The organism is Streptomyces sp. 6N223 (assembly GCF_052246635.1).
Taxonomy (GTDB): Bacteria; Actinomycetota; Actinomycetes; order Streptomycetales; family Streptomycetaceae; genus Streptomyces.
The window spans coordinates 76,575-97,491 of the sequence record NZ_JBQQCA010000022.1 but is presented as its reverse complement, the minus strand read 5'-3'; the positions used below and the strand labels follow the sequence as shown (position 1 = coordinate 97,491).

26 protein-coding genes and 2 pseudogenes are annotated in these 20,917 nt (G+C 72.8%); 18 read left to right on the top strand and 10 right to left on the bottom strand.

The window, feature by feature from the left end:
- Positions 1–16 precede the first annotated feature (16 nt).
- Together ACTWQH_RS16130 and ACTWQH_RS16125 are read right to left on the bottom strand one after the other, a co-directional pair.
- Positions 17–220, bottom strand: coding sequence for a DUF1918 domain-containing protein (locus ACTWQH_RS16130; protein WP_443287233.1), 204 nt, complete (start codon positions 218–220; stop codon positions 17–19).
- 33 nt (positions 221–253) lie between these two features.
- Positions 254–1,216, bottom strand: a complete 963-nt coding sequence (locus ACTWQH_RS16125; protein WP_443287232.1) for a DMT family transporter — start codon at positions 1,214–1,216, stop codon at positions 254–256.
- Between the two features lie 16 nt (positions 1,217–1,232).
- Here ACTWQH_RS16125 and ACTWQH_RS16120 point away from each other — a divergent pair, with 16 nt between their 5' ends.
- Both ACTWQH_RS16120 and ACTWQH_RS16115 read left to right on the top strand, forming a co-directional pair.
- Entirely contained in the window at positions 1,233–2,684 is a 1,452-nt protein-coding gene (locus tag ACTWQH_RS16120) for an aminotransferase-like domain-containing protein (RefSeq protein ID WP_443287231.1), read from the top strand.
- Between the two features lie 123 nt (positions 2,685–2,807).
- A complete protein-coding gene (locus ACTWQH_RS16115; RefSeq protein WP_443287230.1) occupies positions 2,808–3,368 on the top strand; it encodes a histidine phosphatase family protein in 561 nt (186 codons plus the stop codon).
- Between the two features lie 141 nt (positions 3,369–3,509).
- Here the strand turns inward: ACTWQH_RS16115 and ACTWQH_RS16110 are convergent, their stop codons facing one another.
- From ACTWQH_RS16110 to ACTWQH_RS16090, 5 genes are all read right to left on the bottom strand, one after another.
- Complete coding sequence (locus ACTWQH_RS16110) at positions 3,510–3,695, bottom strand: hypothetical protein (protein WP_443287229.1); 186 nt, start codon at positions 3,693–3,695, stop codon at positions 3,510–3,512.
- 182 nt (positions 3,696–3,877) lie between these two features.
- Positions 3,878–4,009 (bottom strand): hypothetical protein, encoded by a 132-nt coding sequence (locus ACTWQH_RS16105; protein ID WP_443287228.1) that lies wholly within the window; start codon positions 4,007–4,009, stop codon positions 3,878–3,880.
- Positions 4,010–4,167: 158 nt separating this feature from the next.
- On the bottom strand, positions 4,168–4,443 hold the full coding sequence (locus tag ACTWQH_RS16100) for a hypothetical protein (protein WP_443287227.1): 276 nt from the start codon (positions 4,441–4,443) through the stop codon (positions 4,168–4,170).
- Positions 4,440–4,688: a hypothetical protein gene (locus tag ACTWQH_RS16095; protein WP_443287226.1), complete on the bottom strand. Its 249-nt coding sequence runs from the start codon at positions 4,686–4,688 to the stop codon at positions 4,440–4,442. Before ACTWQH_RS16095 ends, ACTWQH_RS16100 begins: the two co-directional genes overlap by 4 nt.
- Positions 4,685–5,065: a hypothetical protein gene (locus tag ACTWQH_RS16090; protein WP_443287225.1), complete on the bottom strand. Its 381-nt coding sequence runs from the start codon at positions 5,063–5,065 to the stop codon at positions 4,685–4,687. The genes ACTWQH_RS16095 and ACTWQH_RS16090 overlap by 4 nt, the downstream gene beginning before the upstream one ends.
- Positions 5,066–5,411: 346 nt before the next feature.
- On the opposite strand from ACTWQH_RS16090, the gene ACTWQH_RS16085 reads away from it, so the two are divergent.
- The 8 genes and pseudogenes from ACTWQH_RS16085 to ACTWQH_RS16050 all read left to right on the top strand — a co-directional run bounded on the left by ACTWQH_RS16085 (position 5,412) and on the right by ACTWQH_RS16050 (position 10,672).
- Positions 5,412–6,317 carry a helix-turn-helix domain-containing protein gene (locus ACTWQH_RS16085; RefSeq protein ID WP_443287224.1) on the top strand — a complete coding sequence of 302 codons (906 nt, stop codon included), beginning with the start codon at positions 5,412–5,414 and terminating at the stop codon, positions 6,315–6,317.
- Between the two features lie 6 nt (positions 6,318–6,323).
- Positions 6,324–6,674 (top strand): hypothetical protein, encoded by a 351-nt coding sequence (locus ACTWQH_RS16080; RefSeq protein ID WP_443287222.1) that lies wholly within the window; start codon positions 6,324–6,326, stop codon positions 6,672–6,674.
- Positions 6,675–6,689: 15 nt separating this feature from the next.
- The gene (locus ACTWQH_RS16075) at positions 6,690–7,166 is read left to right on the top strand and encodes a hypothetical protein (RefSeq protein WP_443287221.1); all 477 of its coding nucleotides are present in this window, start codon (positions 6,690–6,692) and stop codon (positions 7,164–7,166) included.
- A gap of 116 nt (positions 7,167–7,282) precedes the next feature.
- Complete coding sequence (locus ACTWQH_RS16070) at positions 7,283–7,585, top strand: hypothetical protein (protein WP_443287220.1); 303 nt, start codon at positions 7,283–7,285, stop codon at positions 7,583–7,585.
- A 262-nt stretch (positions 7,586–7,847) separates the two neighbouring features.
- Positions 7,848–8,687: pseudogene (locus ACTWQH_RS16065) on the top strand (pentapeptide repeat-containing protein); the annotation flags it as partial.
- 131 nt (positions 8,688–8,818) lie between these two features.
- Positions 8,819–9,190: a hypothetical protein gene (locus ACTWQH_RS16060; RefSeq protein WP_443287243.1), complete on the top strand. Its 372-nt coding sequence runs from the start codon at positions 8,819–8,821 to the stop codon at positions 9,188–9,190.
- A gap of 36 nt (positions 9,191–9,226) precedes the next feature.
- A complete protein-coding gene (locus ACTWQH_RS16055; protein WP_443287219.1) occupies positions 9,227–10,399 on the top strand; it encodes an FAD-binding oxidoreductase in 1,173 nt (390 codons plus the stop codon).
- A 12-nt stretch (positions 10,400–10,411) separates the two neighbouring features.
- Positions 10,412–10,672, top strand: coding sequence for a BBE domain-containing protein (locus tag ACTWQH_RS16050; RefSeq protein WP_443287218.1), 261 nt, complete (start codon positions 10,412–10,414; stop codon positions 10,670–10,672).
- Between the two features lie 72 nt (positions 10,673–10,744).
- On the opposite strand, the gene ACTWQH_RS16045 is transcribed toward ACTWQH_RS16050, so the two are convergent.
- Positions 10,745–11,458: a glycoside hydrolase family 11 protein gene (locus tag ACTWQH_RS16045; RefSeq protein ID WP_443287217.1), complete on the bottom strand. Its 714-nt coding sequence runs from the start codon at positions 11,456–11,458 to the stop codon at positions 10,745–10,747.
- A gap of 627 nt (positions 11,459–12,085) precedes the next feature.
- Here ACTWQH_RS16045 and ACTWQH_RS16040 point away from each other — a divergent pair.
- Positions 12,086–12,604, top strand: a complete 519-nt coding sequence (locus ACTWQH_RS16040; protein WP_443287216.1) for an AAA family ATPase — start codon at positions 12,086–12,088, stop codon at positions 12,602–12,604.
- Between the two features lie 85 nt (positions 12,605–12,689).
- A pseudogene (locus tag ACTWQH_RS16035) lies at positions 12,690–12,806 on the top strand (HAD family hydrolase); the annotation flags it as partial.
- A gap of 119 nt (positions 12,807–12,925) precedes the next feature.
- On the opposite strand, the gene ACTWQH_RS16030 reads toward ACTWQH_RS16035, so the two are convergent.
- Both ACTWQH_RS16030 and ACTWQH_RS16025 read right to left on the bottom strand, forming a co-directional pair.
- Entirely contained in the window at positions 12,926–13,705 is a 780-nt protein-coding gene (locus tag ACTWQH_RS16030) for an SDR family NAD(P)-dependent oxidoreductase (protein WP_443287215.1), read from the bottom strand.
- A gap of 38 nt (positions 13,706–13,743) precedes the next feature.
- Positions 13,744–14,514 (bottom strand): SDR family oxidoreductase, encoded by a 771-nt coding sequence (locus ACTWQH_RS16025; RefSeq protein WP_443287214.1) that lies wholly within the window; start codon positions 14,512–14,514, stop codon positions 13,744–13,746.
- Positions 14,515–14,617: 103 nt separating this feature from the next.
- On the opposite strand from ACTWQH_RS16025, the gene ACTWQH_RS16020 reads away from it, so the two are divergent.
- From ACTWQH_RS16020 to ACTWQH_RS15995, 6 genes are all read left to right on the top strand, one after another.
- Positions 14,618–15,448 (top strand): helix-turn-helix domain-containing protein, encoded by an 831-nt coding sequence (locus tag ACTWQH_RS16020; protein ID WP_443287213.1) that lies wholly within the window; start codon positions 14,618–14,620, stop codon positions 15,446–15,448.
- 207 nt (positions 15,449–15,655) lie between these two features.
- Positions 15,656–16,684, top strand: a complete 1,029-nt coding sequence (argC, locus tag ACTWQH_RS16015) for an N-acetyl-gamma-glutamyl-phosphate reductase (RefSeq protein WP_443287212.1) — start codon at positions 15,656–15,658, stop codon at positions 16,682–16,684.
- A gap of 376 nt (positions 16,685–17,060) precedes the next feature.
- Entirely contained in the window at positions 17,061–18,212 is a 1,152-nt protein-coding gene (argJ, locus tag ACTWQH_RS16010; RefSeq protein WP_443287211.1) for a bifunctional glutamate N-acetyltransferase/amino-acid acetyltransferase ArgJ, read from the top strand.
- Entirely contained in the window at positions 18,209–19,132 is a 924-nt protein-coding gene (argB, locus tag ACTWQH_RS16005) for an acetylglutamate kinase (RefSeq protein ID WP_443287210.1), read from the top strand. The genes argJ and argB overlap by 4 nt, the downstream gene beginning before the upstream one ends.
- Positions 19,129–20,334, top strand: coding sequence for an acetylornithine transaminase (locus ACTWQH_RS16000; protein WP_443287209.1), 1,206 nt, complete (start codon positions 19,129–19,131; stop codon positions 20,332–20,334). Before argB ends, ACTWQH_RS16000 begins: the two co-directional genes overlap by 4 nt.
- Before the next feature lie 19 nt (positions 20,335–20,353).
- Positions 20,354–20,905 (top strand): arginine repressor, encoded by a 552-nt coding sequence (locus tag ACTWQH_RS15995; protein WP_443287208.1) that lies wholly within the window; start codon positions 20,354–20,356, stop codon positions 20,903–20,905.
- Positions 20,906–20,917: the final 12 nt, after the last annotated feature.

The following is a 20,917-nucleotide window of genomic DNA, read 5'->3' as shown; positions in this document are numbered from 1 at the left end:
GGAGGGCGCGGGCGGGTCAGCCCCGCCCCTGCCGTTTCCCGGTGGGCTCGACGACGGAGTCGGGGCCCGGGGTGATCACGGTCTCGTGGCCGTTCTCGAAGCGGACGCGGAAGGGCGGCTCGCCCCGCGGCCCCATGACCTCGACGATCTCTCCCTCGCGGTCGTGCTGCCCGACGACTCTGCCGTGCGTCAGCAGCCGGTCACCCTTCTTGGCTCGCATCAGGGGTGCCCTCCTGTCCGTGAGTGATCTGCGTCACGTGTCCTCCAGTCTACGGCCGGGCGGCCGCCGGGGCGCGCCCGCGCGCTGGGTGGCCGTGATGCAGGCGACCACCGCCAGCGCCGCCACGGCCGTGGCCGGGGTGAGGTCCTCGCCGAGCAACGCCGCCGACCAGGCCAGGGTGAGCAGCGGCTGGGCGAGCTGGAGCTGGCTGGCCCGGGCGGTCCCGGCGCGCGCCAGCCCCCGGTACCAGACGACGAGGCCGAGGAGCTGCGAGCCCACCGCCACCCACAGCAGCCCGGCCGCCGAGCGCGTCGTCAGGTCGGCGGGCTCGGCCAGCAGCGCCGCGCCAAGACCGGGCAGCGACAGCGGCAGGCACAGCACCAGCGCCCAGGAGATCACCTGCCAGCCCGGCATCACCGCCGCGAGCCGCGCGCCCTCGCCGTAGGCCGCGGCACAGACCAGCAGCGCCGCGAAGAGGTACGCGTCGCCCGTGGTCGGCGGGCCGCCGCTCTCGGCGACCGTGAACGTGGCCACCACCGCCGCCCCGGCCACGGCCGCGGCCCAGAAGAGGGGAGGGGGCCGGACGCCGGTGCGCAGCGCGGCGTAGCAGGCCGTGGTCAGCGGCAGCAGCCCGGTGACGACCGCGGCGTGGGAGGTGGTGGAGGTCGTCAGGGCGAGCGTGGTCAGCAGCGGGAAGCCGATCACCACGCCCGTCGCGACCGTGACCAGGCCCGCCCAGTGGCGCCGGCCGGGCGGCCTGGCCCGCGCGGCGGCCAGGCAGCAGCCCGCGACCAGCGCGGCGAGCACGAGGCGCGCGCACGTCGCCGTCCACGGGCCGAGCCCCTCCAGGGCCCATGCGGTGGCCGGGAAGGTGAGGGAGAACGCCGTCACGCCGAGCGCGGCGAGCACCAGGCCGCCGCGGGCGGAGGGGGTGGGCCGGACCCGGCCGGGAACCGCTATCGGCGACGCGGCGATAGCGCTATCCTTCGGTCTCATGTCTGACGATAGCAGCATGGCTCAACTGGCCGCTTCCCTCCGCGACGAGCTGAAGCGCTACTCGCCGGGGGAGAAGCTGCCCGCCAGTCGGGCACTCGTCGCCCGCTACCGCGTCAGCCCCGTCACCGTCACGCGCGCCCTCGCACAGCTCGCCACCGAGGGCCTGGTCATCACCCGGCCCGGCTCGGGGGCGTACCGCGCCGAGCCGCACGCCGCCCGGCCACCCGAGCGCGGCGACACCTCCTGGCAGGAGATCACCCTCTCCGCCGAGGCGTCCTTCGAGCACGTGCCGCGCGGCGTCGACGCCGGCGCCGTCGTCGCCACCCTCGCCGCCCCGCCGCCCGGCGTCATCGAGTTCAGCGGCGGATACCTGCCGGCCGCCCTCCGCCCCGAGCGCGCCCTGGCCGCCGCCCTCGCCCGCGCGGGCCGCCGCCCCGGCGCCTGGGAGCGTCCGCCCCTGGCGGGCATCGACGAGCTGCGCGCCTGGTTCGCGCGGGAGATCGGCGGCCCGGGCGGGGCCGTCGCCGCCTCCGAGGTGCTGGTCACGGCCGGCGGCCAGAGCGCGTTGAGCGCCGCGCTGCGCGCCCTGGCGCCGCCCGGCTCCGCCGTGCTCGTCGAATCCCCCACCTACCCCGGCCTGCTCGCCATCGCCCGCGCCGCCGGGCTGCGGACGGTGCCGGTGCCCGTGGACCGCGACGGCGTGCGGCCCGAGCTGCTTCAGCGCGCCCTCGCCGCCAGCGGCGCCCGGGTCTTCGTCTGCCAGCCGCTCTTCCAGAACCCCACGGGCGCGGTGCTGTCCGCCGACCGGCGCCCCGCGATCCTCCGGGCCGCCCGCGAGGCCGGGGCGTTCGTCGTCGAGGACGACTTCGCCCGCCGGCTCGCCCACGCCGACGCCGGGCCGCTGCCGCCCACCCTCGCCGCCGGGGACCGCGACGGCACGGTCGTGCACGTCTGCTCCCTCACCAAGGTGACCTCGCCCAGCATGCGGGTCGGCGCCATCGCCGCCCGGGGCCCGGCGTTCCAGCGGCTGGCCGCCATCCAGATCGTGGACAGCTTCTTCGTGCCACGCCCGCTCCAGGAGGCGGCGCTCGAACTCGTCGGCGCCCCCGCCTGGGAACGCCACCAGCGCGCCGTCGCCGCCGAGCTGCGGCTGCGCCGCGAGGCGATGGCCGCCGCCCTGGCCCGCGACCCGCACACCGCACGGGCGGCACGCCCCCGCCACCTGCCGAGCGGCGGCTACCACCTGTGGCTCCCGCTTCCCGACGGCACCGACGAGCCCGCGCTGGCCGCCGCCGCACTGCGCGCCGGGGTGGCCATCGCCCCCGGCCGCCCGTACTTCCCCGCCGAGCCCGGCTCCCCGCACATCCGCCTCAGCTTCGCCCCGCCCGCCGGGGTCGCCGAGATCGACGAGGGCGTCCGCCGCCTGGGCGCCGCGCTGGCCGCGGGCGCGACGCCTCGCGGGGCGTAGCCTCCGGGAGCGCCGCCCCTGGACCCGGGCGGCGTGGTGCGGCCGTTCCCTGCCGCCTGCCGCCGCCGTGGCGGGGCTGCGTCCATGCTGGTGCGTTTGTTCGGCTGCTCATACGATCGCCGCATGCTGGTGACGCTGATCGCGGCAGCGCGCGGCTCGTCGCTGCTCGACTCCCGCTTCGGTGACGACCGCCCCCTCGACCAGGCCGGATGGCGCGCGGTGGAGCGCGCTGCCCCGGCCCTGGTGCCGCTCGCCGCCGCGGAGCTGCGCTACTGCTCCCCGACGCCGAGCAGCCGCCAGACCGGCGACGCGCTCGGCCTCTCGCCCATCGCGCAACCCGCGCTGCGCGACTGCGACATGGGCCGCTGGCGCGGGCTGACCCTCCAGGAGGTCACTGCCCGCGAGCCGGACGCGGTGGAGCAGTGGCTGTCCGACCCGCGCTCCGCGCCGCACGGCGGCGAGCCGCTGCTCTCCTTCGTCTCCCGCGTCGGCGGATGGCTCGACACCCGCCCCGCGGACGGCGACGACCGCATCGTCGCCGTCACCGAGCCCTCCGTGATCCGCGCCGCCATGCTGTACGCCCTCGGCGCGCCACCGCAGTCGTACTGGCGCACGGAGGTCTACCCCCTGTCGGTGGTCAGCCTCAGCGGCCACCGGGGCCGCTGGAACCTGCGCCTGGGATAGGCAGGCCGTCTCTCCCGGATCCTGTCAGGGCCGCGACGCCGGCGCCGGGGCCACCAGGATCGCGTCCGGAGGCGGCAGCGCGTCCGGCTGTGGCGCACGTACGACGAAGCCCCGGCCGCGCGTGGCGGCCGGGGCCGTTGTTCAGATGCCGAGCGCGCTTTCCCGCACGCAGTCGCGGCACACCCACGCCGCCCGCAGGATCCGGGCCGTGCGCTTCCTGGGGTGCTTGCCGCACCATCTGCCGAGCGGCGTCCGGTCCGGCAGGGACCAACAGATCATGTCCTTCGCGCGCGGCGGCTCGCTCGGGTCGACCGCGTTACTTGCCATCGTCCTTACTGTCGTCCTTGTCGTCCTCGTCGGGGAGGGTGACGATCTCGTCCTCGCCGAGGTCGTGGCCGTTGATCGGGTCGCTCATGGTCATCACCTGCTTCCTACCCATCGGCTCGTGGTGGTGGCGGGGGCGTGGTGTCCGGCCTGCCGAGGGCTGCGGGCCGGACGGGTGGGCGTCGTCAGTCGCAGTCGCACAGGCCGCCCGTAGGGGCGCACTTCTCGCATTCCAGCGCCTTGTACTCCTCCTTCTCCTCCGGTGTGAGGTCGTCGTAGGTGAGATCGCGCTCGCCGGGGTCGCCGGGCTCTCCCATGACTCGGTCCCTTTCTGTGGTGTGGGTTGGGGCGCCCCGGTCCCTGCTCCGGCCCGGCGTACCGTGGGCCGGTCCGTCCGGCCCTCGGGCCGGAGCAGGGGACTGTGGGTGCCCGCCCCCGGCGGGGGGTGGACGCCGGGGCAGGCAGCTTGGGGGCGTCAGGGCGGCGGCGGGGGGTCGGGCAGGCGGTGCAGCCCGTCCAGGACGCGGCGGAGGGTGTACACCGTGGTGTCGTGCCAGCAGTACGGCAGGCACGCTGCCAGCGGGAGCCGCTGCCCGTGGTCGGTGATGACGCCGACGGGCCGGGCGCGGACGCCGAGGCGGCGCCCGCACCACACACAGTCCGCGCGGATCTGCTGCCGCAGCGTCAGCGCCTCCAGCTCCGGCAGCGCCTCGGCCGTCGTCTGCTCGCGCTCGGCCGCCACGGCGGTCACCGCGCCCGCTCCGGCTGCGCGGGCAACTCGACGGGCCGCAGGGCGTCGAGGGTGTCGCCGGGTCCCATGAGCCGGGCCTGGCCGCCGGGGAGTATCAGCGTGACGGCGTCGCGCCTGCCGCCCCCGGCCCGCATGTCCGTGACGGTGATCTCCCGGCCCTCGATCCATACGATGTCGCCGGGGCGGATCGTCTCGGGCGTGACGACCAGGGAGACGTACCCGAGGCGCACCGGTCGCCGCCTCACCGCTGGGCCTGCTGCCTCGGGACGATGCTGTCCCACGCCAGCCGGAGCACGACGGTGCCCACGGTGATCTCCCACGCCGCTTCGTGCACTTCGTCGGCCGTGACCGCGTCGTGTGCCGACAGGCACTCGGTCGCGATCTCGTCGTCCAGGTCCCGTAGGGCGTCGGCGGCGTCCTCATACACGCCGACCAGGTCATGCGCTCTCTCGAAGCGCTGCACGCTGGTCAGCACCCACACGCCGCCGCCCATCCGGGTGGCGTAGCGGATGACGCGAGCGCGCACGTCGTCCAGGCCGAGAACGTCATCGGTCGGCGGGGTGATGGGGCGCGGCGGCAGGAGGTCGTCCAGGGCCACGGCGCCGGTCGGTGCTCCCACCACGCTCACCCCCTCGGCCTCGGGCGGGGCACACCTCGGTGTGTGTGGCCTCGTCGCCCTCGTTCAGCCGGCCATTGCAGTAGCGCACTGGACCAGACGGCGCACGGGCGGCGGCTTCGGCGGCGCGGGTGACTGCGATGTAGCCGGTGGGGAGGGTGAGGGGTGCTCAGGCATGATCGGCTCCGTTTACAGCGGACGGCCGCTCATCTGCGGTTGACGGATAGCGAATCGCGCGCATAAGAAGACAGCCAGTGACGATCCGGCCCGCGCATATGGGTATGCGTTACCTGCATGGCGCTGGCGGGACCACAACAGGCTCGCTGTACGAATCGACCCGAGGTGCACGCCGGTGAATTGGTCAAGCAGGACCATCCGAGAGGCGTCGAGTAGCGGCGACTACGGGCGCGTCATCCGGCTGGCGCGCACCGACGCGGGTGTCTCACAGAAGCAACTCGGAGAAGCCTGCGGGATCAGCCAATCGGCCGTCTCGCGGCTGGAGAGCCACGGGACCGCCTCATACAACATGAACGTCCTGGCGAGTGCCGCCCTGCATCTACGGCTTCCACCGCGGCTCGTCGGCCTCGCCGATCACCAGGCGGCACACGTCGCCGCCGTGGATGGATCATCAGTGGAACGCCGCAACTTCTTTTTGGCCGCCGGTGCGGCGGTCGCAGCAGCACCTGCCATGACCGCGCTCGCCTCCGAGGCGAACGCGGAGACCAGCCAGACGGCCACGCTCCGCGTGGCGACCACGGCATTTCGACGAACGGAGGGTTCGACCGCCTCCCGACACCTCATCGAACCCGTCCTCGCCCACCTCAAGCTCACCCAGAACCTCGCCACCGAGGCGGGCCAGGACAGAGCGCGCGCCCGCCTGGCCGCCGCCGGTAGCGAAGCCGCAAGCCTCGCTGGCTGGCTGTCGTGGGACATGGGCGACCTGGGCTCAGCACGCACCTGGTACGGCGCCGGCATCACCGCCGCGCGCCGCTCAGGAGACCGACTGCTCACCGCCTATCAGGTCGGAAGTCTCGCGCAGCTCGAAGCGCACGTGGGCAACGCCGCGGAGAGCCTGGCACTGGTCCGCTCGGCACGTCTGCAGCTGGGCGACCGGCTGCCCGCGATCGCCGTGGCGTGGCTGGCCACCATCGAGGCACTGGCCTATGCGGGAGGCGGCGACGCCGGGGGCGCCGCCGACTTCCTGTCTGCGGCCGAGGACGCTACGGGGCGCATCTCGTCTGAGGAGCCGCCGCCTTGACCATGGGTGTTCAACTTCAACAGCAGCAAGGTCGCCGCGTGCCGTATCTCCTGCGGCGCTAGGCTCGGCATCCCGGAGTGGGCATTCGACTCGCAGGAGGCCGCTGGCTCGGCGCTGGCCTCAGGCCATGAGAAGCAGCGTTCGCTGCTCGTGCTGGACCTCGCGTTCGCGCACCTCGCCGCCGGGCGCATCGATGGTGCGTTCGCGCTCGGTACGCGGGCGTTGGAGGTCGGTCTGCGCTACCGTTCCGGACGGATCATCGAGCGGGCGCGAGCGCTGCGCCGGGCGCACGCACCGACGAATCCGGCGAAGGTCGTGCGAGATTTCGACGAGCGGCTTCACGGCGTCTACTTGTGATCACGGGAGGAAGCGGTGCGAGTTGGGATCACTGGCCACCGGGGGCTGTCGGAGGATATTGCGGAGCAAGTCCGCCAGAGGCTCATAGCCGAGCTGGCCGCGCTCCCTCTCGACGGGCTTGTGGGCGTGTCCTGCATCGCGGACGGTCCGGACGCCTGGTTCGCCCAGGGGGTGCTCGACCTCGGCGGCACGATCGAGGTCGTCGTCCCGGCCGCCGCCTACCGGGATGGGTTGCCCGAGTGGCACCACCCCACCTATGACGAACTCCTGTCCGCCGCCACCGAGGTACACCAGACGGGAATGGACACCTCTGACTCGCAGGCGCACATGGCTGGCAGCGAGATCATGGTGGGCCTGATCGACGAACTGATCGCGGTCTGGGATGGCCAGCCAGCGCGGGGCTACGGCGGCACGGCCGATGTGGTGGCCTATGCAGAGCGCACTGGGATTCCAGTGCGGGTCCTGTGGCCCGAGGGAGCCACGCGCGACTGAGCGGCCCCCGCCGGCGAGGTGGGAGGGGGAGCGGCGGGGGCCGGCGGGGGTGACCCGACCGTACCGCCGCACGCACCCGGGAGCGCCCGGCGCGCACGGGCCTAGTATTCGAACACATGGCCGACCCGTCGCCGCTCCCGAACGACCCGGCACGGCTCCACGCCATCGCCCGCTACCTCGAACTCCAGCTCGCCGCCGTCCACGCCGCGCTGGCCGAGGCCGAGCAGCGGCCCCGGTGGTGGGTGCAGTGGGCCCGGCGACGGGAGGGTGAGGCGCGGCACGGACTACTCCATGAAGAGGGCTGCTGGCACCCGGGAGAGCCGATGCTGACCGCGCAGCAGGGGCAGGCGCTGCTGGCCGAGTACGGCGGGCGAATCCTGCGATGCGAGGTGTGCAGGCCGGGGCAGCGGCGGACGTGACGAAACGCCCCGCCAGGCCCGTGATGGGCCATACGGGGCGAGTCGGTTGCCACAGACTTCTGACGGATCGCCGGACACAGCTGCCCGCGTTCGGGTCGAATAGACCTATGACGATGAGGACTTCACCGGAGCGGCGAACCGCACTGCGGCGGATAGCCACGCGACGTCGGACCGCGGCGGACGAACCCCGCTCGCCGCCCGTATCGCCTACGCGAGGAGCAGGCCCGAAGCAGAACCGCCTGCTGCTGGACAACGCGACTGGATGCGACGCATCGAGGTGCTCGGCGTGCTGATCGCATCGGTCGTGGCCATCGCGTCGATCTGGTACACGCGAGAATCGACGAACCAAGTGCAGGAGGAGCTAAGCATCAGCCGGGAAGAACTCCGAGCCACTCGGGAAGGGCAGATCACGGACCGGTACACCGCCGCCGTGGAGAATCTCGGCAGCGACACCATGGAGATCCGCCTCGGCGGAATCTATGCCCTCGAGCGAATCATGCAGGACTCTCCCCGCGACCACTCAACCATCGTCAACGTCCTGGCCGCTTACATTCGTATCCATGCCACGACCCCCCAGGAAAACACCCGGGGTATAACGCCTGATGTCCATGCGGCACTAACCGTACTAGCTTCCCGCAACGCCTCTAGTGACGAGGATACTCCCATAGACGTGAGTTCAGCCTATCTCGCTGAAGCCGACTTGGCCCCGGAGTGGACCCCGGTGGGTCCGGACCCGGAAACCAGAGCCGACTTGAGCAACGCCGACTTCTCCGGGACGAATTTGCCCAACTCCATCCTAAGGGGAGCGAACTTGTTCAAGACGTCGTTGGAGGGTGCAAACCTATCGGGCGCCTCATTGCAGTATGCGAGTATGATAGATGCAGAACTGCACGGCGCGAACCTCTCTGGCGCGAACCTGATGGGCGTGGATCTGTCATGGAATGATCTCAGCAATGTTGACCTCCGGCGAGCAGGTCTAGTCTCAGCGAATCTGACGCACGCTGACTTGAGTGGCGCGAACCTTAGCGGAACGGTGTTGTATGCCGCAGACCTGTCAGGAGCAAACCTTGCCGGCGCAGATCTACGCGATGCATATCTTGATGGCACAGATCCAAGTTCGGCAGATCCAACACTTCTAACCGAACAGCCTCCGCCTGGCATGGATCTAGTTGATCCAAACCTGACGGCTAGCTCCTGCTGTCCGGCGAGGAGGCGAACGCCGCGGGCCGCGCCGTGCGCGTCGAGGGCGTACGCCTGGTGCACCCGCCCGCCACGCCGCCGCCCGTGGTCGCCGCCGCGCTCGGCCAGATCGACAGGGGCCGCGCCGCCGCGGACACCTCCCGCCCCCACGAGCTGATCGCCTTCACCGACCTGTGCGTGCCGGAGGACCGCGAGCGCATCGCGCCCGTCCTCGCCGGCCAGGCCGAGTGGCTCGGCATCCCGCCGGAGGAGGCGTTCCTGGCGGCCGGCGACCCGGCCACCGCCGCCGAGCGCGTCCGCGAGCTGGGGCGGGCCGGCGCCACCACGGTCGTCCTCCGCCCGATCGGCCCCGATCCGCTGACCCAGTTCGGCGCCACTCTCGCCGCCCTGCGCGAGAAAAGTTGACGGCCGCTGTCAGGTTAGCGCGGCAGGCTGCCGTCCATGAGCCTGCAGAACACCGCATACGACGACGTCAAGACGCTGCGCGACGAGGTCCGGGGGGCCGTGTGCCTCCCCGGCGATGACGGGTACGGCGCCGAGCGCACCGGCTTCAACACCGCCGCCGACGGGCGCCCCGCCGTCGCCGTCGGGGCCGCCGACGCCGGCGACGTGCGCGCGGCCGTCGCCTTCGCCACCGCCCATGGCCTGCCGGTGGCGGTGCGCGGCACCGGGCACGGGACGGCCGGCACCGGCGACGGTGGCGTGCTGATCACCACCCGCCGCATGACCGGCGTCCGGGTCGACCCGGACGCCCGGCGCGCCCGGCTGGAGGCCGGCGTCCCGTGGGGCCGGGTCGTGGAGGCGGCGGCGGAACACGGCCTCGCCCCGCTCAGCGGATCGGCCCCGCACGTCGGCGCGGTGGCGTACACCCTCGGCGGCGGCCTGCCGCTGCTGGGCCGCACCTTCGGGTACGCCGCCGACCGGGTGCGGTCCCTGGACGTGGTCACGGCCGACGCCCGCGCCCGCACGGTCACGCCCGACGCCGACCCCGAGCTCTTCTGGGCGCTGCGCGGCGCGCGCGACAACTTCGGCGTGGTCACGGCGCTGGAGATCGACCTGGTGCCGCTGGAGCGGATCCTGGGCGGCGGGCTGTTCTTCGACGCCGGGGCGCCCGGGCGCGCCGAGGAGATCCTCCAGGCGTGGCGCGCTTGGAGCGCCGACCTGCCGGAGGAGACGAACACCTCGCTCGCCCTCGTCCCCTTCCCGCCCGTCCCCGCCCTGCCCGAGCCTCCCCCAGGCCCTGGGGGGCCTGGGAGGTACCCCCATCGCGGCCGGTACGTGGCCCACATCCGCGTCGCCCACGTCGGCGACGCGGCGCGCGGCGAGCGGCTGGTGGCGCAGCTGCGCGCCCTCGGCCCCCGGCTGCTCGACACCCTCGCCGAGATGCCCTACGCCGAGTCCGGCTCCATCCACGGCGATCCCACCCAGCCCATGGGCTTCAACGGCGACACCGCCATGCTCGACGACCTGGACGAGGCGGCGGCCGGCCACCTCATCGCGCACGCCGGGCCGGGCGCGCCCGTGCCCTGCGTCGTCGAAGTACGCCGCCTCGGCGGCGCGCTCGCCCGGCCGCCCGCCGTCCCGAACGCCGTCGGACATCGTGCCGCCGCCTAGTTGGTGGGCACGGTGTCTCGGCTGACCGGCGCGGGCGGCGACGACGAGGCCGACCGGGTACGCCGCGCCCACCGGGCGCTGACCGACGCGCTGCGCCCCTGGACCACCGGCCGGTTCGTCAACTTCATGGGCCACGGCGAGGCGGCCTCGCCCGAACTGGTCCAAACCGCCTACGAGCCGCAGGACTTCGCGCGCCTGACCGCCCTCAAGGCGGCCCACGACCCGGCCAACACCTTCCGGCTCAACCACAACATCCCGCCACGGGAGGCGTGACCGGGGGTGCTGGCAGCGCCGTGGCGCGGCGGCTCCCTGGCCGCCGCGCGACGGCGCGTCCTTGTGCGGGGCTCAGCTCACCGTGATGTCGGAGCTCCCGCTGCTCTGGTAGCCCTCAGTGGCCATAATCATGTAGTAGTCGAAGCTGCCGAGGGTCATGCCGGCGCTGGCCCACGCGTCGAAGTGGACGCCGGTGTCGATGGTGCCGCTGGTCCGGTGGCTCTGCCGGACGCTCCAGTACTGCGGGAAGGTCGCGGTGCCCTCCACCGACGGGGCGTCGTACCGCATGGAGTGGAGGAGGGTGTACGTGCCGTCGTCGGCGTCGAGCGAGCCGCGGTTCTCGGCGCCGGTGCTGGGGTTGTACGGCCCGTGGGACTCCACGATGTAGTACTCCACCAGCGGGTTGGAGGTCCAGCCGTAGAGCGCCAGGTAGCCGTTGCTGCCGTGGTCGACGGTGCCGCTGTAGTTCACGGTCCGGGCGCTGCCGTTGCTCCAGCCCTTACCGGCGACGAAGTTGTTCGTGCCGCTCCACTGGGTGCTGTAGCCGCCCCCGGGGTTCAGCGTCATCGACACTGTGCCCTCGGTGTCGGTCCAGAAGGAGAAGTAGAACCCGTCGTGGGTGCCCGTCTGGTTGGTGGTGATGGTTTCCTGTGCACTGGCAGTGCCGGGCCGGAGCATCATCGTGCCCGCGATCAGCCCCATGGCACCGGTGCCGATGAGCCCCCGACGGCTCAGCAGCGGACGCCTGGTCGCGTCCGGTGTGGGGGAGTTGTCTTCCCTGCGCATCTCAATCCTCCTCGTGAATGGCTGGCAGGAGGCCAGGCGGCGTCCGACGGCTCGGCCGGCCTGTGGGGGGCCGGGGGCGCCGCCCGCGTGGGTGTTGAACAACGCGAAGGCTTGCCGGGTCGTCGTGCCGCTCGCGACCCCAGAGAAGGTCACGACAAGTGACCCTCGTCGACAGTGGGTCAGGCTCGTCGACGCGGAACAGTGTCGAATTAGCCGCCGATGCTGTCAACAGTTTCCACAGAATTCCGGAAGGATCCTTCCTCCCCCCGGGGTGACTTTGAGCCACCATCGCACCAGGTCATAGGTCCCTCAACTGGTTAAGCGCAAGCTTGGTCAGCGACTCGCCAGGTCGCGTGGAGATCTAATGAACGAGGTATGGGGCTCGAAAATTATCGGGAACTTTCCGGAATCAATCGGGAGGATGAGGCCAGGGAGGAGCCTCGCGCGGTTGACACAAAGTGACTGGACTGGACCGGCCTCCCCCCGCCCTGTCGCCATAACACTCATCAACACTCATCGCGAGCGTGGATGGGAGCGCCTGGGCTGTCGCGATCACGGTTTCTGCCGTGCCCGTTCTGTGACGCGATCGGCACCGGCCGCGGCCCGCACACCGCTAGCGTCGGGCCCATGATCGTATGGCTCAACGGCACCCACGGCGCAGGCAAGACGACGACCAGCGCACTCGTGCAGCCGCTCCTCCCGGATTCACGGGTGTTGGACGCCGAGAAGGTCGGCGAGACGCTCATGGACATCACGCCCGGGCTGCCGGGAACGGACAACTTCCAGCACTGGCCGCCGTGGCGGCAACTCGTCGTCGAGACCGCCCGCCGCGTACTCGACTACACCGGCGGCACCCTGGTGATGCCCATGACTGTCCTGGTCGAGCAGTACTGGCGCGAGATCAGCACGGGCCTCGCCCACCATGGCATCCCGGTAAGGCACTTCGTCCTCCACGCTGACCAGGACACCCTCCGCCGGCGCATCGAGGGGGAGCACCCCGTCCCTTCACCGTTTCGCCTCACATACCTCGAGCCCTACGCCGAGGCGGCCCGCACGTGGCTGCACGACGAGGCCGAGGTCGTCGACACCACGCACCTCACGCCCGCCCAGGCCGCGCTGCGGATCGCGGAGGCCGTCAAGGGCTGAGGCTTGATCCGCCCGCCACGCGTCACCCGTTCGGCCCGCGCGGGATCAGCGTTGTGTGAGCGGGCCTCCGGTCAGCCACGACACGATGCGCCACACCCTGGGTCACACCGGGATCCACCCATACGTCGAAGGCCGCATCTTCAGCGCCAGTGAGGTCGCCCACGGCAAACCGGCCCCCGACCTGTTCCTGCACGCCGCCAAGCAGATGGGCGTCCACCCGTCGGCCTGCATCGTCGTCGAGGACAGCACATGCTCAGCCCCGCCAACTCAAGCGCTCACCCGCGTGCGTGTGCTGCTGCTGGAGGCGGGGCTCATCGATGGTCACTGGGCGGTCCAGCCGCCGTCGACGGTCAGGAGAGCGCCGGTGACGAAGGAGGCCGCGTCGGAGGCCAGGAAGGCGACGGCTTCCGCGACCTCTTCGGGACGCCCGATCCGTCCGACGGGGTGCGCGGGGCCGAACGAGGCGAGCATCTCGCGACCGTTGTCGACGACGCCCTCCATGATGTCGGTGTTGATGACTCCGGGTAGCACGGCGTTGGAGCGGATGCCCTTGGGGCCACCCTCGATGGCCAGCACCCGGGTGATCTGGGCCAGGGCGCCCTTCGACGCGGCGTAGGCGGTCTGCGTCTCGAAGGCGACGAGCGACGAGACGGAGGCGATCGAGATGATCGTGCCGCCGCCACCGGCCGCCATGGCGCGGAACGCCTCACGGGCCTGGACGAAGTTGCCGCGGGCGTTGACGCGCAGGATGTCGTCGAAGTCCTCGACGGTGGTCTCGGTGACCGGCTTGTTCAGGGTGCGGCCTGCGTTGTTGACCAGGATGTCGAGCGAGCCGAAGCGGCTGATCGCGAGCGCCGCGGTGGCCCGGGCAAGGTTCTCGTCGGCGACATCGCCGACAAGCGCGGCCACGTTGTCGGGGTCCTCCGCGGCGAGTTCCTCGACTGCCTCGGACCGGTCGGTGACAACCAGTCGGGCGCCTCGGGCCCGCAGGAGCGTGGCGGTGGCGTGGCCGATGCCGCGGGCGGCTCCGGTCACGACGGCCACCCGTGAGGTGAGGTCCCACGCCGCGGGGACGGCGGGGCGGTGCGGGGGCGTGGTCATGAGCTCCTCCGGTCGGTGTCGGTGCGTGTCGGTGCGGGTCAGCGCTGGCGGACGGGGCGTACGACGATCTCGTTGACGTCGACGTCGGGCGGCTGTGCGAGGGCGTAGGAGACCGCGCCGGCGATGGCGGCGGGTCCGATCGCGTGGGCCCGGTAGGCGCGCATGGCCTCGGCGGCGCCGGGCTCGGTGATGGTGTCGGCGAGCTCGGATTCGACCACTCCGGGTGAGATGGTCGTGACTCGGATGAAGGGGGCCGTCTCCTGGCGCAGGCCCTCGGTGATCGCCCACGCCGCGTACTTGGTGGCGCAGTAGACGGCGCCGGTGGGCACGACCTCGTGGGCGCCGGTGCTCGCGACCGTGACGAAGTGCCCCGAGCGCTGCGCGGTGAACACGGGCAGCGCCGCGGCGATGCCGTGCAGCAGGCCGCGGACGTTCACGTCGATCATCCGGTCCCACTCGTCGACGAGCAGGGAATCCAGCCGCGACAGGGGCATGACGCCGGCGTTGCCGACGAGGACGTCGACCCGGCCGTGCCGGTCGCGGGCGGTCTGGACGAAGGCGGCGACGTCCGCGCGGTCCGTCACGTCGAGACGGACCGGCTGCAGGCCGCCGCCGGAGCGGCTGGCCGTCTCGGCCGTGCTCTCCGCCAAGGCCCGCAGGCGGTCGATGCGGCGCGCACCGGCCACGACCCGGTGCCCCTCTGCCACGAGTCGTGCGGCGACGGCCGCCCCGATGCCGCTGCTGGCGCCGGTGACGAGGACGACCTTGCGGTCGGCCGGCTCGGCGCGTTCGGGTTGCTGTGTGGTCATGACCTCGAGGCTGGCCCGGCCGGAGCGCCCGCGGGAGAGGCGGAATCCTCCTGGGTGCGGCGCTCCCAGGCAGAGCGGCAGCGCCCGGACCTAGCATGGCCGCATGGCACGCTCAGAGCTCGGCGCCTATCTCACCGCCCGGCGCGCCCGCGTCACCCCGGCCGAGGTGAACCTTCCGGCCACGGGGCAACGCCGGGTGCCGGGGCTTCGGCGGGAGGAGGTGGCCCTGCTCGCGGGGGTCAGCGCCGACTACTACGTACGCCTGGAGCAGGGCCGGGAGCGCACGCCCTCCGCGCAGGTGCTCGACGCGCTGGCCGCGGCCCTGCGGCTGGAGGAGGACGGCCGCCTGCACCTGTTCCGGCTCGCCGGCCTCGGACCGCGCGCCCGGGCTGCCGCGGTGCCCGGCCGGGTCGAGCCGAGCCTGCTGGTGCTCATGGACGCCTGGCCGCACAACCCGGCCATCGTCTACAACCGCGCCTACGACGTCTTGGCGTCCAACGAGATAGCCGACGCGCTCTTCCACGACTGGGCACACTCGCGCAACCTCATGCACGTCGTGTTCACCGATCCGGCCGCCCGGGCCTTCTACCGCGACTGGCACGACGTCGCCCGCAACTCCGTGGCCGGCCTCCGGCTCAGCCACGGCGCGGCGCCCGACGACCCGCGGGTGCGGCAGGTGCTGAACGAACTGCTGGACGGCAGCCCCGAGTTCGCCGAGCTGTGGGCCCGCCACGACGCCCGGGGCAAGGCGCTGGAGGACAAGCGCTTCGAGCACCGCGACGTCGGGCCGCTGACGCTGACCATGCAGACCTTCGATGTCCGCTCGGCCCCGGGCCAGGAACTCGTCGTCTACCACGCGGAGCCCGCCTCGCCCAGCAGCGAGGCGCTCGCGCTCCTCGGCTCGCTGGCCGCGACCTCGCGCCGCGAGTCCTGAGCCGGCGCGACGCGGCGCCCGCCCAGCGGGCCGCGTTGACCTGGCCCACCTGGGTATTGGCCGGCCGCAAGCGACCTCGGGGCCATCTGTCCCTCGGGAGGGCCACCTATCGATCCTCGTCACAACAGCCACGTGGTCACCCGCATCTCCCGCGATTGCATAAAACTTCAGTGGTGCGTATAGTCATGCCATACTCACGAGGAGGCGATGACAGTGCGCGCTGCGGTGGCGGGCGCGAGCGGTTACGCGGGGGGCGAGCTCCTGCGTCTGCTGCTCCAGCACCCCGAGGCCGAGATCGGATCCCTGACCGGCGGCTCCAACGCGGGCCAGCCGCTCGGCGCGCTCCAGCCGCAGCTGGTGCCGCTCGCCGAGCGGATGCTTGAGCCGACCACGCCCGAGACGCTGGCCGGGCACGACGTGGTGTTCCTCGCCCTGCCCCACGGGCAGTCCGCCGAGATCGCCCGCCAACTCGGCGAGGACACCCTCGTCGTCGACTGCGGCGCCGACTTCCGGCTGCGCGAGGCCGCCGACTGGGAGCGCTACTACGGCAGCCCGCACGCCGGCACCTGGCCCTACGGCCTGCCCGAGCTGCCCGGCAGCCGCGACGCGCTCCGGGGGACCAGGCGCGTCGCGGTCCCCGGCTGCTACCCGACGGCCGTCACCCTCGCGCTCTTCCCGGCGTACGCCGCCGGCCTGGCCGAGCCCGAGGCCGTGATCGTCGCCGCCTCCGGCACCTCCGGCGCCGGGCGGTCGCTCAAGCCGCACCTGCTCGGCAGCGAGGTCATGGGCTCCATGAGCCCTTACGGCGTCGGCGGCGTCCACCGCCACACCCCCGAGATGATCCAGAACCTCTCCGCCGTGGCGGGCGAGCGCGTCACCGTCTCCTTCACCCCCACCCTCGCGCCGATGCCGCGCGGCATCCTCGCCACCTGCACCGCCCGCGCCCGGCCCGGCACCACCGCGGCCGCGCTGCGCGAGGCGTACGACAAGGCGTACGCCGCCGAGCCGTTCGTCCGGCTGCTGCCGGAGGGCCAGTGGCCCGCCACCGCCGCCGTCCACGGCTCCAACGCCGCGCTCCTCCAGGTCGCCCTGGACGAGGCCGCCGGCCGCGTCGTCGCCATCAGCGCCATCGACAACCTCACCAAGGGCACCGCGGGCGGCGCGGTGCAGAGCATGAACATCGCCCTCGGCCTCCCCGAGGACCTGGGGCTGCCGACGATCGGAGTCGCTCCGTGAGCGTCGCACGCGCGGCTGCCGGGCCGCGGGTGAGGTTGATGCCCGCGGGATGCCGCGCGGGCAGAGAAGCGAACAGGAGAGCACAGTGAGCGTCGCACGCGCGGCTGCCGGGCCGCGGGTGAGGTTGATGCCCGCGGGATGCCGCGCGGGCGGAGAAGCGAACAGGAGAGCACAGTGAGCGTCGCACGTGCGGCTGCCGGGCCGCGGGTGAGGTTGATGCCCGCGGGATGCCGCGCGGGCGGAGAAGCGAACAGGAGAGCACAGTGAGCGTCGCACGTGCGGCTGCCGGGCCGCGGGTGAGGTTGATGCCCGCGGGATGCCGCGCGGGCGACGGTGACATGAGCCGCTGCCGCGGCGGAGCGAACAGGAGAGCACAGTGAGCGTCACGGCCGCGCAGGGATTCACGGCGGCGGGCGTCGCCGCCGGGCTCAAGGACAGCGGCGATCCCGACCTGGCCCTCGTCGTCAACACCGGGCCCCGGCTGGACGCCGCCGGCGTCTTCACCAGCAACCGCGTCAAGGCGGCCCCCGTCGTCTGGTCCGAACAGGTCCTCGCCGGCGGCCGGGTCTCCGCCGTCGTCCTCAACTCCGGCGGCGCCAACGCCTGCACCGGCCCCCTCGGCTTCCAGGACACCCACGCCACCGCCGAACGCGCCGCCGCCGCCCTCGGCGTGAGCGCCGCCGAGGTCGCCGTCGCCTCCACCGGCCTCATCGGCGTACGCCTCCCCATGGACCGCCTGCTGCCCGGAGTCGACAAGGCGGCAAAGGAACTTTCCCCGCACGGCGGCGAGAAGGCCGCCATCGCCATCAAGACCACCGACACCGTCCACAAGACCGCCGTCGTCACCGGCGACGGCTTCACCGTCGGCGGCATGGCCAAGGGCGCGGGCATGCTCGCCCCGGGCCTGGCCACCATGCTCGTCGTCCTCACCACCGACGCCGACCTCGACTCCGCCGCCCTCGACCAGGCGCTGCGCGCCGCCACCCGCACCACCTTCGACCGCGTCGACTCCGACGGCTGCATGTCCACCAACGACACCGTGCTGCTGCTGACCTCCGGCGCCTCCGGCGCCACGCCGCCGCACCCCGCGTTCGCCGAGGCCGTCCGCGCCGTCTGCGCCGACCTCGCCCTCCAGCTCGTCCGCGACGCCGAGGGCGCCTCCAAGGACGTCCGGATCGACGTGGTGAACGCCGCCAGCGAGGCCGACGCCGTCGAGGCGGGCCGCTCCATCGCCCGCAACAACCTCCTCAAGTGCGCCCTCCACGGCGAGGACCCCAACTGGGGCCGGGTGCTGTCCGCCATCGGCACCACCGGCGCCGTCTTCGAGCCCGACCGGCTGAACGTCGCCATCAACGGCGTCTGGGTCTGCAAGAACGGCTCGGTCGGCGAGGACCGCGACCGGGTGGACATGCGCTTCCGCGAGGTCACCATCACCGCCGACCTCGCCGCCGGCGAGCACTCCGCCACCATCTGGACCAACGACCTGACCGCCGACTACGTCCACGAGAACAGCGCCTACTCCACATGACGACCACCACGGGCACGACCCGCAAGCACACCGCCCTTCCCAAGGCGCAGATCCTCATCGAGGCGCTGCCCTGGCTCACCCGCCACCACGGCAAGACCGTCGTCATCAAGTTCGGCGGCAACGCCATGGTGGACGACGCCCTCAAGGCCGCGTTCGCCCAGGACGTCGTCTTCCTCCGGCACGCCGGCCTGCGCCCGGTCGTCGTCCACGGCGGCGGCCCGCAGATCAACGCCCATCTCGACCGGCTGGGCCTGACCTCCGAGTTCCGCGCCGGACTGCGCGTCACCACCCCCGAGACCATGGACGTGGTGCGCATGGTCCTGGCCGGCCAGGTGCAGCGCGAGCTCGTGGGCCTGCTCAACCGGCACGGCCCGCTCGCCGTCGGCATGACCGGCGAGGACGCCCACCTGATGACCGCCACCCAGCACTTCGCCGACGTCGACGGCGAGCCCGTCGACATAGGCCGCGTCGGCGAGATCACCGCCATCGAGACCGGCGCCATCGCGGCGCTCCTGGACGACGGCCGCATCCCGGTCATCTCCTCCATCGCCCGCAGCGCCGACGACCACCACGTCTACAACGTCAACGCCGACACCGCCGCGGCCGCCCTCGCCGCCGCGCTCGGCGCCGAGACGCTGATGGTCCTCACCGACGTCGAGGGCCTGTACGCCGACTGGCCCGCCAGCGACGAGGTGATCAGCCGGCTGACCGTCAGCGAGCTGGAGAAGCTGCTGCCCGACCTGGCCAGCGGCATGGTGCCCAAGATGGAGGGCTGCGTGTACGCCGTGCGGCACGGCGTACGCACCGCGCGCGTCATCGACGGGCGCGTCCAGCACGCGATCCTGCTGGAGATCTTCACCGACGAGGGGATCGGCACGATGGTCGTGCCGGACGAACGGCCGCAGGGAGAGCAGGGATGAGCAACCGGGAGCTGACCACCCGCTGGCAGAACGTCCTGATGGACAACTACGGCACCCCCCGCCTCGCCATCACCCACGGCGAGGGCGCCACGCTCTACGACGCCGACGGCCGGGCGTACCTCGACTTCGTCGCCGGCATCGCCGTCAACTCGCTCGGCACCGGCCACCCCGCCGTCGTCCGGGCCGTCTCCGACCAGGTCGCGCTGCTCGGCCACGTCTCCAACCTCTTCGTCGCCGAGCCGCCCGTCGCCCTCGCCGAGCGGCTGCTCGCCCTCGCCGGCCGCGCCGGCCGCGTCTACTTCTCCAACTCCGGGGCCGAGTCGGTCGAGGCGGCGTTCAAGATCGGCCGGCTCACCGGCCGCCCCCACATGGTCGCCGCCAGCGGCGGCTTCCACGGCCGCACCATGGGCGCCCTCGCCCTCACCGGCCAGTCGAAGAAGCAGGAGGGCTTCCACCCGCTGCCCGGCGACGTCACCCACGTGCCCTACGGCGACGCCGAGGCCCTGGCCGGCGCCGTCACCACCGACACCGCGCTGGTCGTCATCGAGCCCATCCAGGGCGAGAACGGCGTGATCGTGCCGCCCGAGGGCTACCTGGCCGCCGCCCGCGAGATCACCCGCGCGACCGGCACCCTCCTCGTGCTGGACGAGGTGCAGACCGGCATCGGCCGGACCGGCCACTGGTTCGCCGGCCAGGCCGAGGGCGTCGAGGCCGACGTCATCACCCTCGCCAAGGGCCTGGCCGCGGGGCTGCCCATCGGCGCGACCCTGGCCTTCGGCGAGGCGGCCGAGCTGCTCGGCCCCGGCCGGCACGGCTCCACCTTCGGCGGCAACCCGGTCTCCTGCGCCGCCGCGCTCGCGGTCCTCGACACCATCGAGTCCGAGAACCTCCTGCAGCGCGTCAAGGAGACCGGCGAGCGGCTGCGGGACGGCATCTGGAATCTCGGACACCCGCTGGTGGACCGCGTCCGGGGCAGCGGCCTGCTGCTGGGTATCGTGCTCACCGAGCCGCTCGCGCCCCGCGTGCAGCAGGCGGCACAGGACGCCGGAGTGCTCGTGAACGCCGTCGCACCCGACGTGGTGCGCCTCGCGCCGCCGCTGATCATCGGCGACGCCGAGGTGGACGCGTTCCTCGCGACGCTGCCCGGCGTTCTCGATGCCGTGGACGTGGATGCCGCGGGGGAGTCCGCGGCGCACCGATGACCCGACCCGGAGAGGGAGCATGACGCAGGATCGGCACCACAACGGGCCGTCCGTGCCCCAGACGCGCACCGCCCGTCACCGCCGGATCGTGGAGATCCTGGGCAAGCAGCCGGTGCGTTCCCAGAGCCAGCTGGCGAAGCTCCTCGCCGACGACGGGCTGAGCGTCACGCAGGCGACGCTCAGCCGCGACCTGGACGACCTGGGCGCGGTGAAGATCCGCAACACCGGCGGGGAGCTGATCTACGCCGTGCCCAGCGAGGGCGGGTTCCGCACCCCCCAGGTGCCCCTGGGGGAGTCGGCGAAGGAGGAACGGATGGCCAGGCTCGCCGGTGAGCTGCTGATCTCCGCCGAGGCCTCGGCCAACCTGGTGGTGGCCCGCACCCCGCCCGGCGCGGCACAGTTCCTCGCCTCCGCCATCGACCAGGCGGAGCTCCACCACATCCTCGGCACCATCGCGGGCGACGACACCCTGCTGCTCATCAGCCGCGACCCCGAGGGCGGCCAGGCCCTCGCCGACCACCTGCTGCGCCTGGCGCAGAAGGAGAAGGAACAGCAGTCGGACGAGCCGTGACGGCCGCCGGGC

Excerpts from the sequence above, each read along its gene's own strand:
- ACTWQH_RS16130 (WP_443287233.1), bottom strand. The coding sequence starts at position 220 with ATGCGAGCCAAGAAGGGTGACCGGCTGCTGACGCACGGCAGAGTCGTC.
- ACTWQH_RS16125 (WP_443287232.1), bottom strand. The coding sequence starts at position 1,216 with ATGAGACCGAAGGATAGCGCTATCGCCGCGTCGCCGATAGCGGTTCCC.
- ACTWQH_RS16120 (WP_443287231.1), top strand. The coding sequence starts at position 1,233 with ATGGCTCAACTGGCCGCTTCCCTCCGCGACGAGCTGAAGCGCTACTCG.
- ACTWQH_RS16115 (WP_443287230.1), top strand. The coding sequence starts at position 2,808 with ATGCTGGTGACGCTGATCGCGGCAGCGCGCGGCTCGTCGCTGCTCGAC.
- ACTWQH_RS16110 (WP_443287229.1), bottom strand. The coding sequence starts at position 3,695 with ATGGCAAGTAACGCGGTCGACCCGAGCGAGCCGCCGCGCGCGAAGGAC.
- ACTWQH_RS16105 (WP_443287228.1), bottom strand. The coding sequence starts at position 4,009 with ATGGGAGAGCCCGGCGACCCCGGCGAGCGCGATCTCACCTACGACGAC.
- ACTWQH_RS16070 (WP_443287220.1), top strand. The coding sequence starts at position 7,283 with ATGGCCGACCCGTCGCCGCTCCCGAACGACCCGGCACGGCTCCACGCC.
- ACTWQH_RS16055 (WP_443287219.1), top strand. The coding sequence starts at position 9,227 with ATGAGCCTGCAGAACACCGCATACGACGACGTCAAGACGCTGCGCGAC.
- ACTWQH_RS16045 (WP_443287217.1), bottom strand. The coding sequence starts at position 11,458 with ATGCGCAGGGAAGACAACTCCCCCACACCGGACGCGACCAGGCGTCCG.
- ACTWQH_RS16040 (WP_443287216.1), top strand. The coding sequence starts at position 12,086 with ATGATCGTATGGCTCAACGGCACCCACGGCGCAGGCAAGACGACGACC.
- ACTWQH_RS16030 (WP_443287215.1), bottom strand. The coding sequence starts at position 13,705 with ATGACCACGCCCCCGCACCGCCCCGCCGTCCCCGCGGCGTGGGACCTC.
- ACTWQH_RS16025 (WP_443287214.1), bottom strand. The coding sequence starts at position 14,514 with ATGACCACACAGCAACCCGAACGCGCCGAGCCGGCCGACCGCAAGGTC.
- ACTWQH_RS16020 (WP_443287213.1), top strand. The coding sequence starts at position 14,618 with ATGGCACGCTCAGAGCTCGGCGCCTATCTCACCGCCCGGCGCGCCCGC.
- argC (WP_443287212.1), top strand. The coding sequence starts at position 15,656 with ATGACAGTGCGCGCTGCGGTGGCGGGCGCGAGCGGTTACGCGGGGGGC.
- argB (WP_443287210.1), top strand. The coding sequence starts at position 18,209 with ATGACGACCACCACGGGCACGACCCGCAAGCACACCGCCCTTCCCAAG.
- ACTWQH_RS16000 (WP_443287209.1), top strand. The coding sequence starts at position 19,129 with ATGAGCAACCGGGAGCTGACCACCCGCTGGCAGAACGTCCTGATGGAC.
- ACTWQH_RS15995 (WP_443287208.1), top strand. The coding sequence starts at position 20,354 with ATGACGCAGGATCGGCACCACAACGGGCCGTCCGTGCCCCAGACGCGC.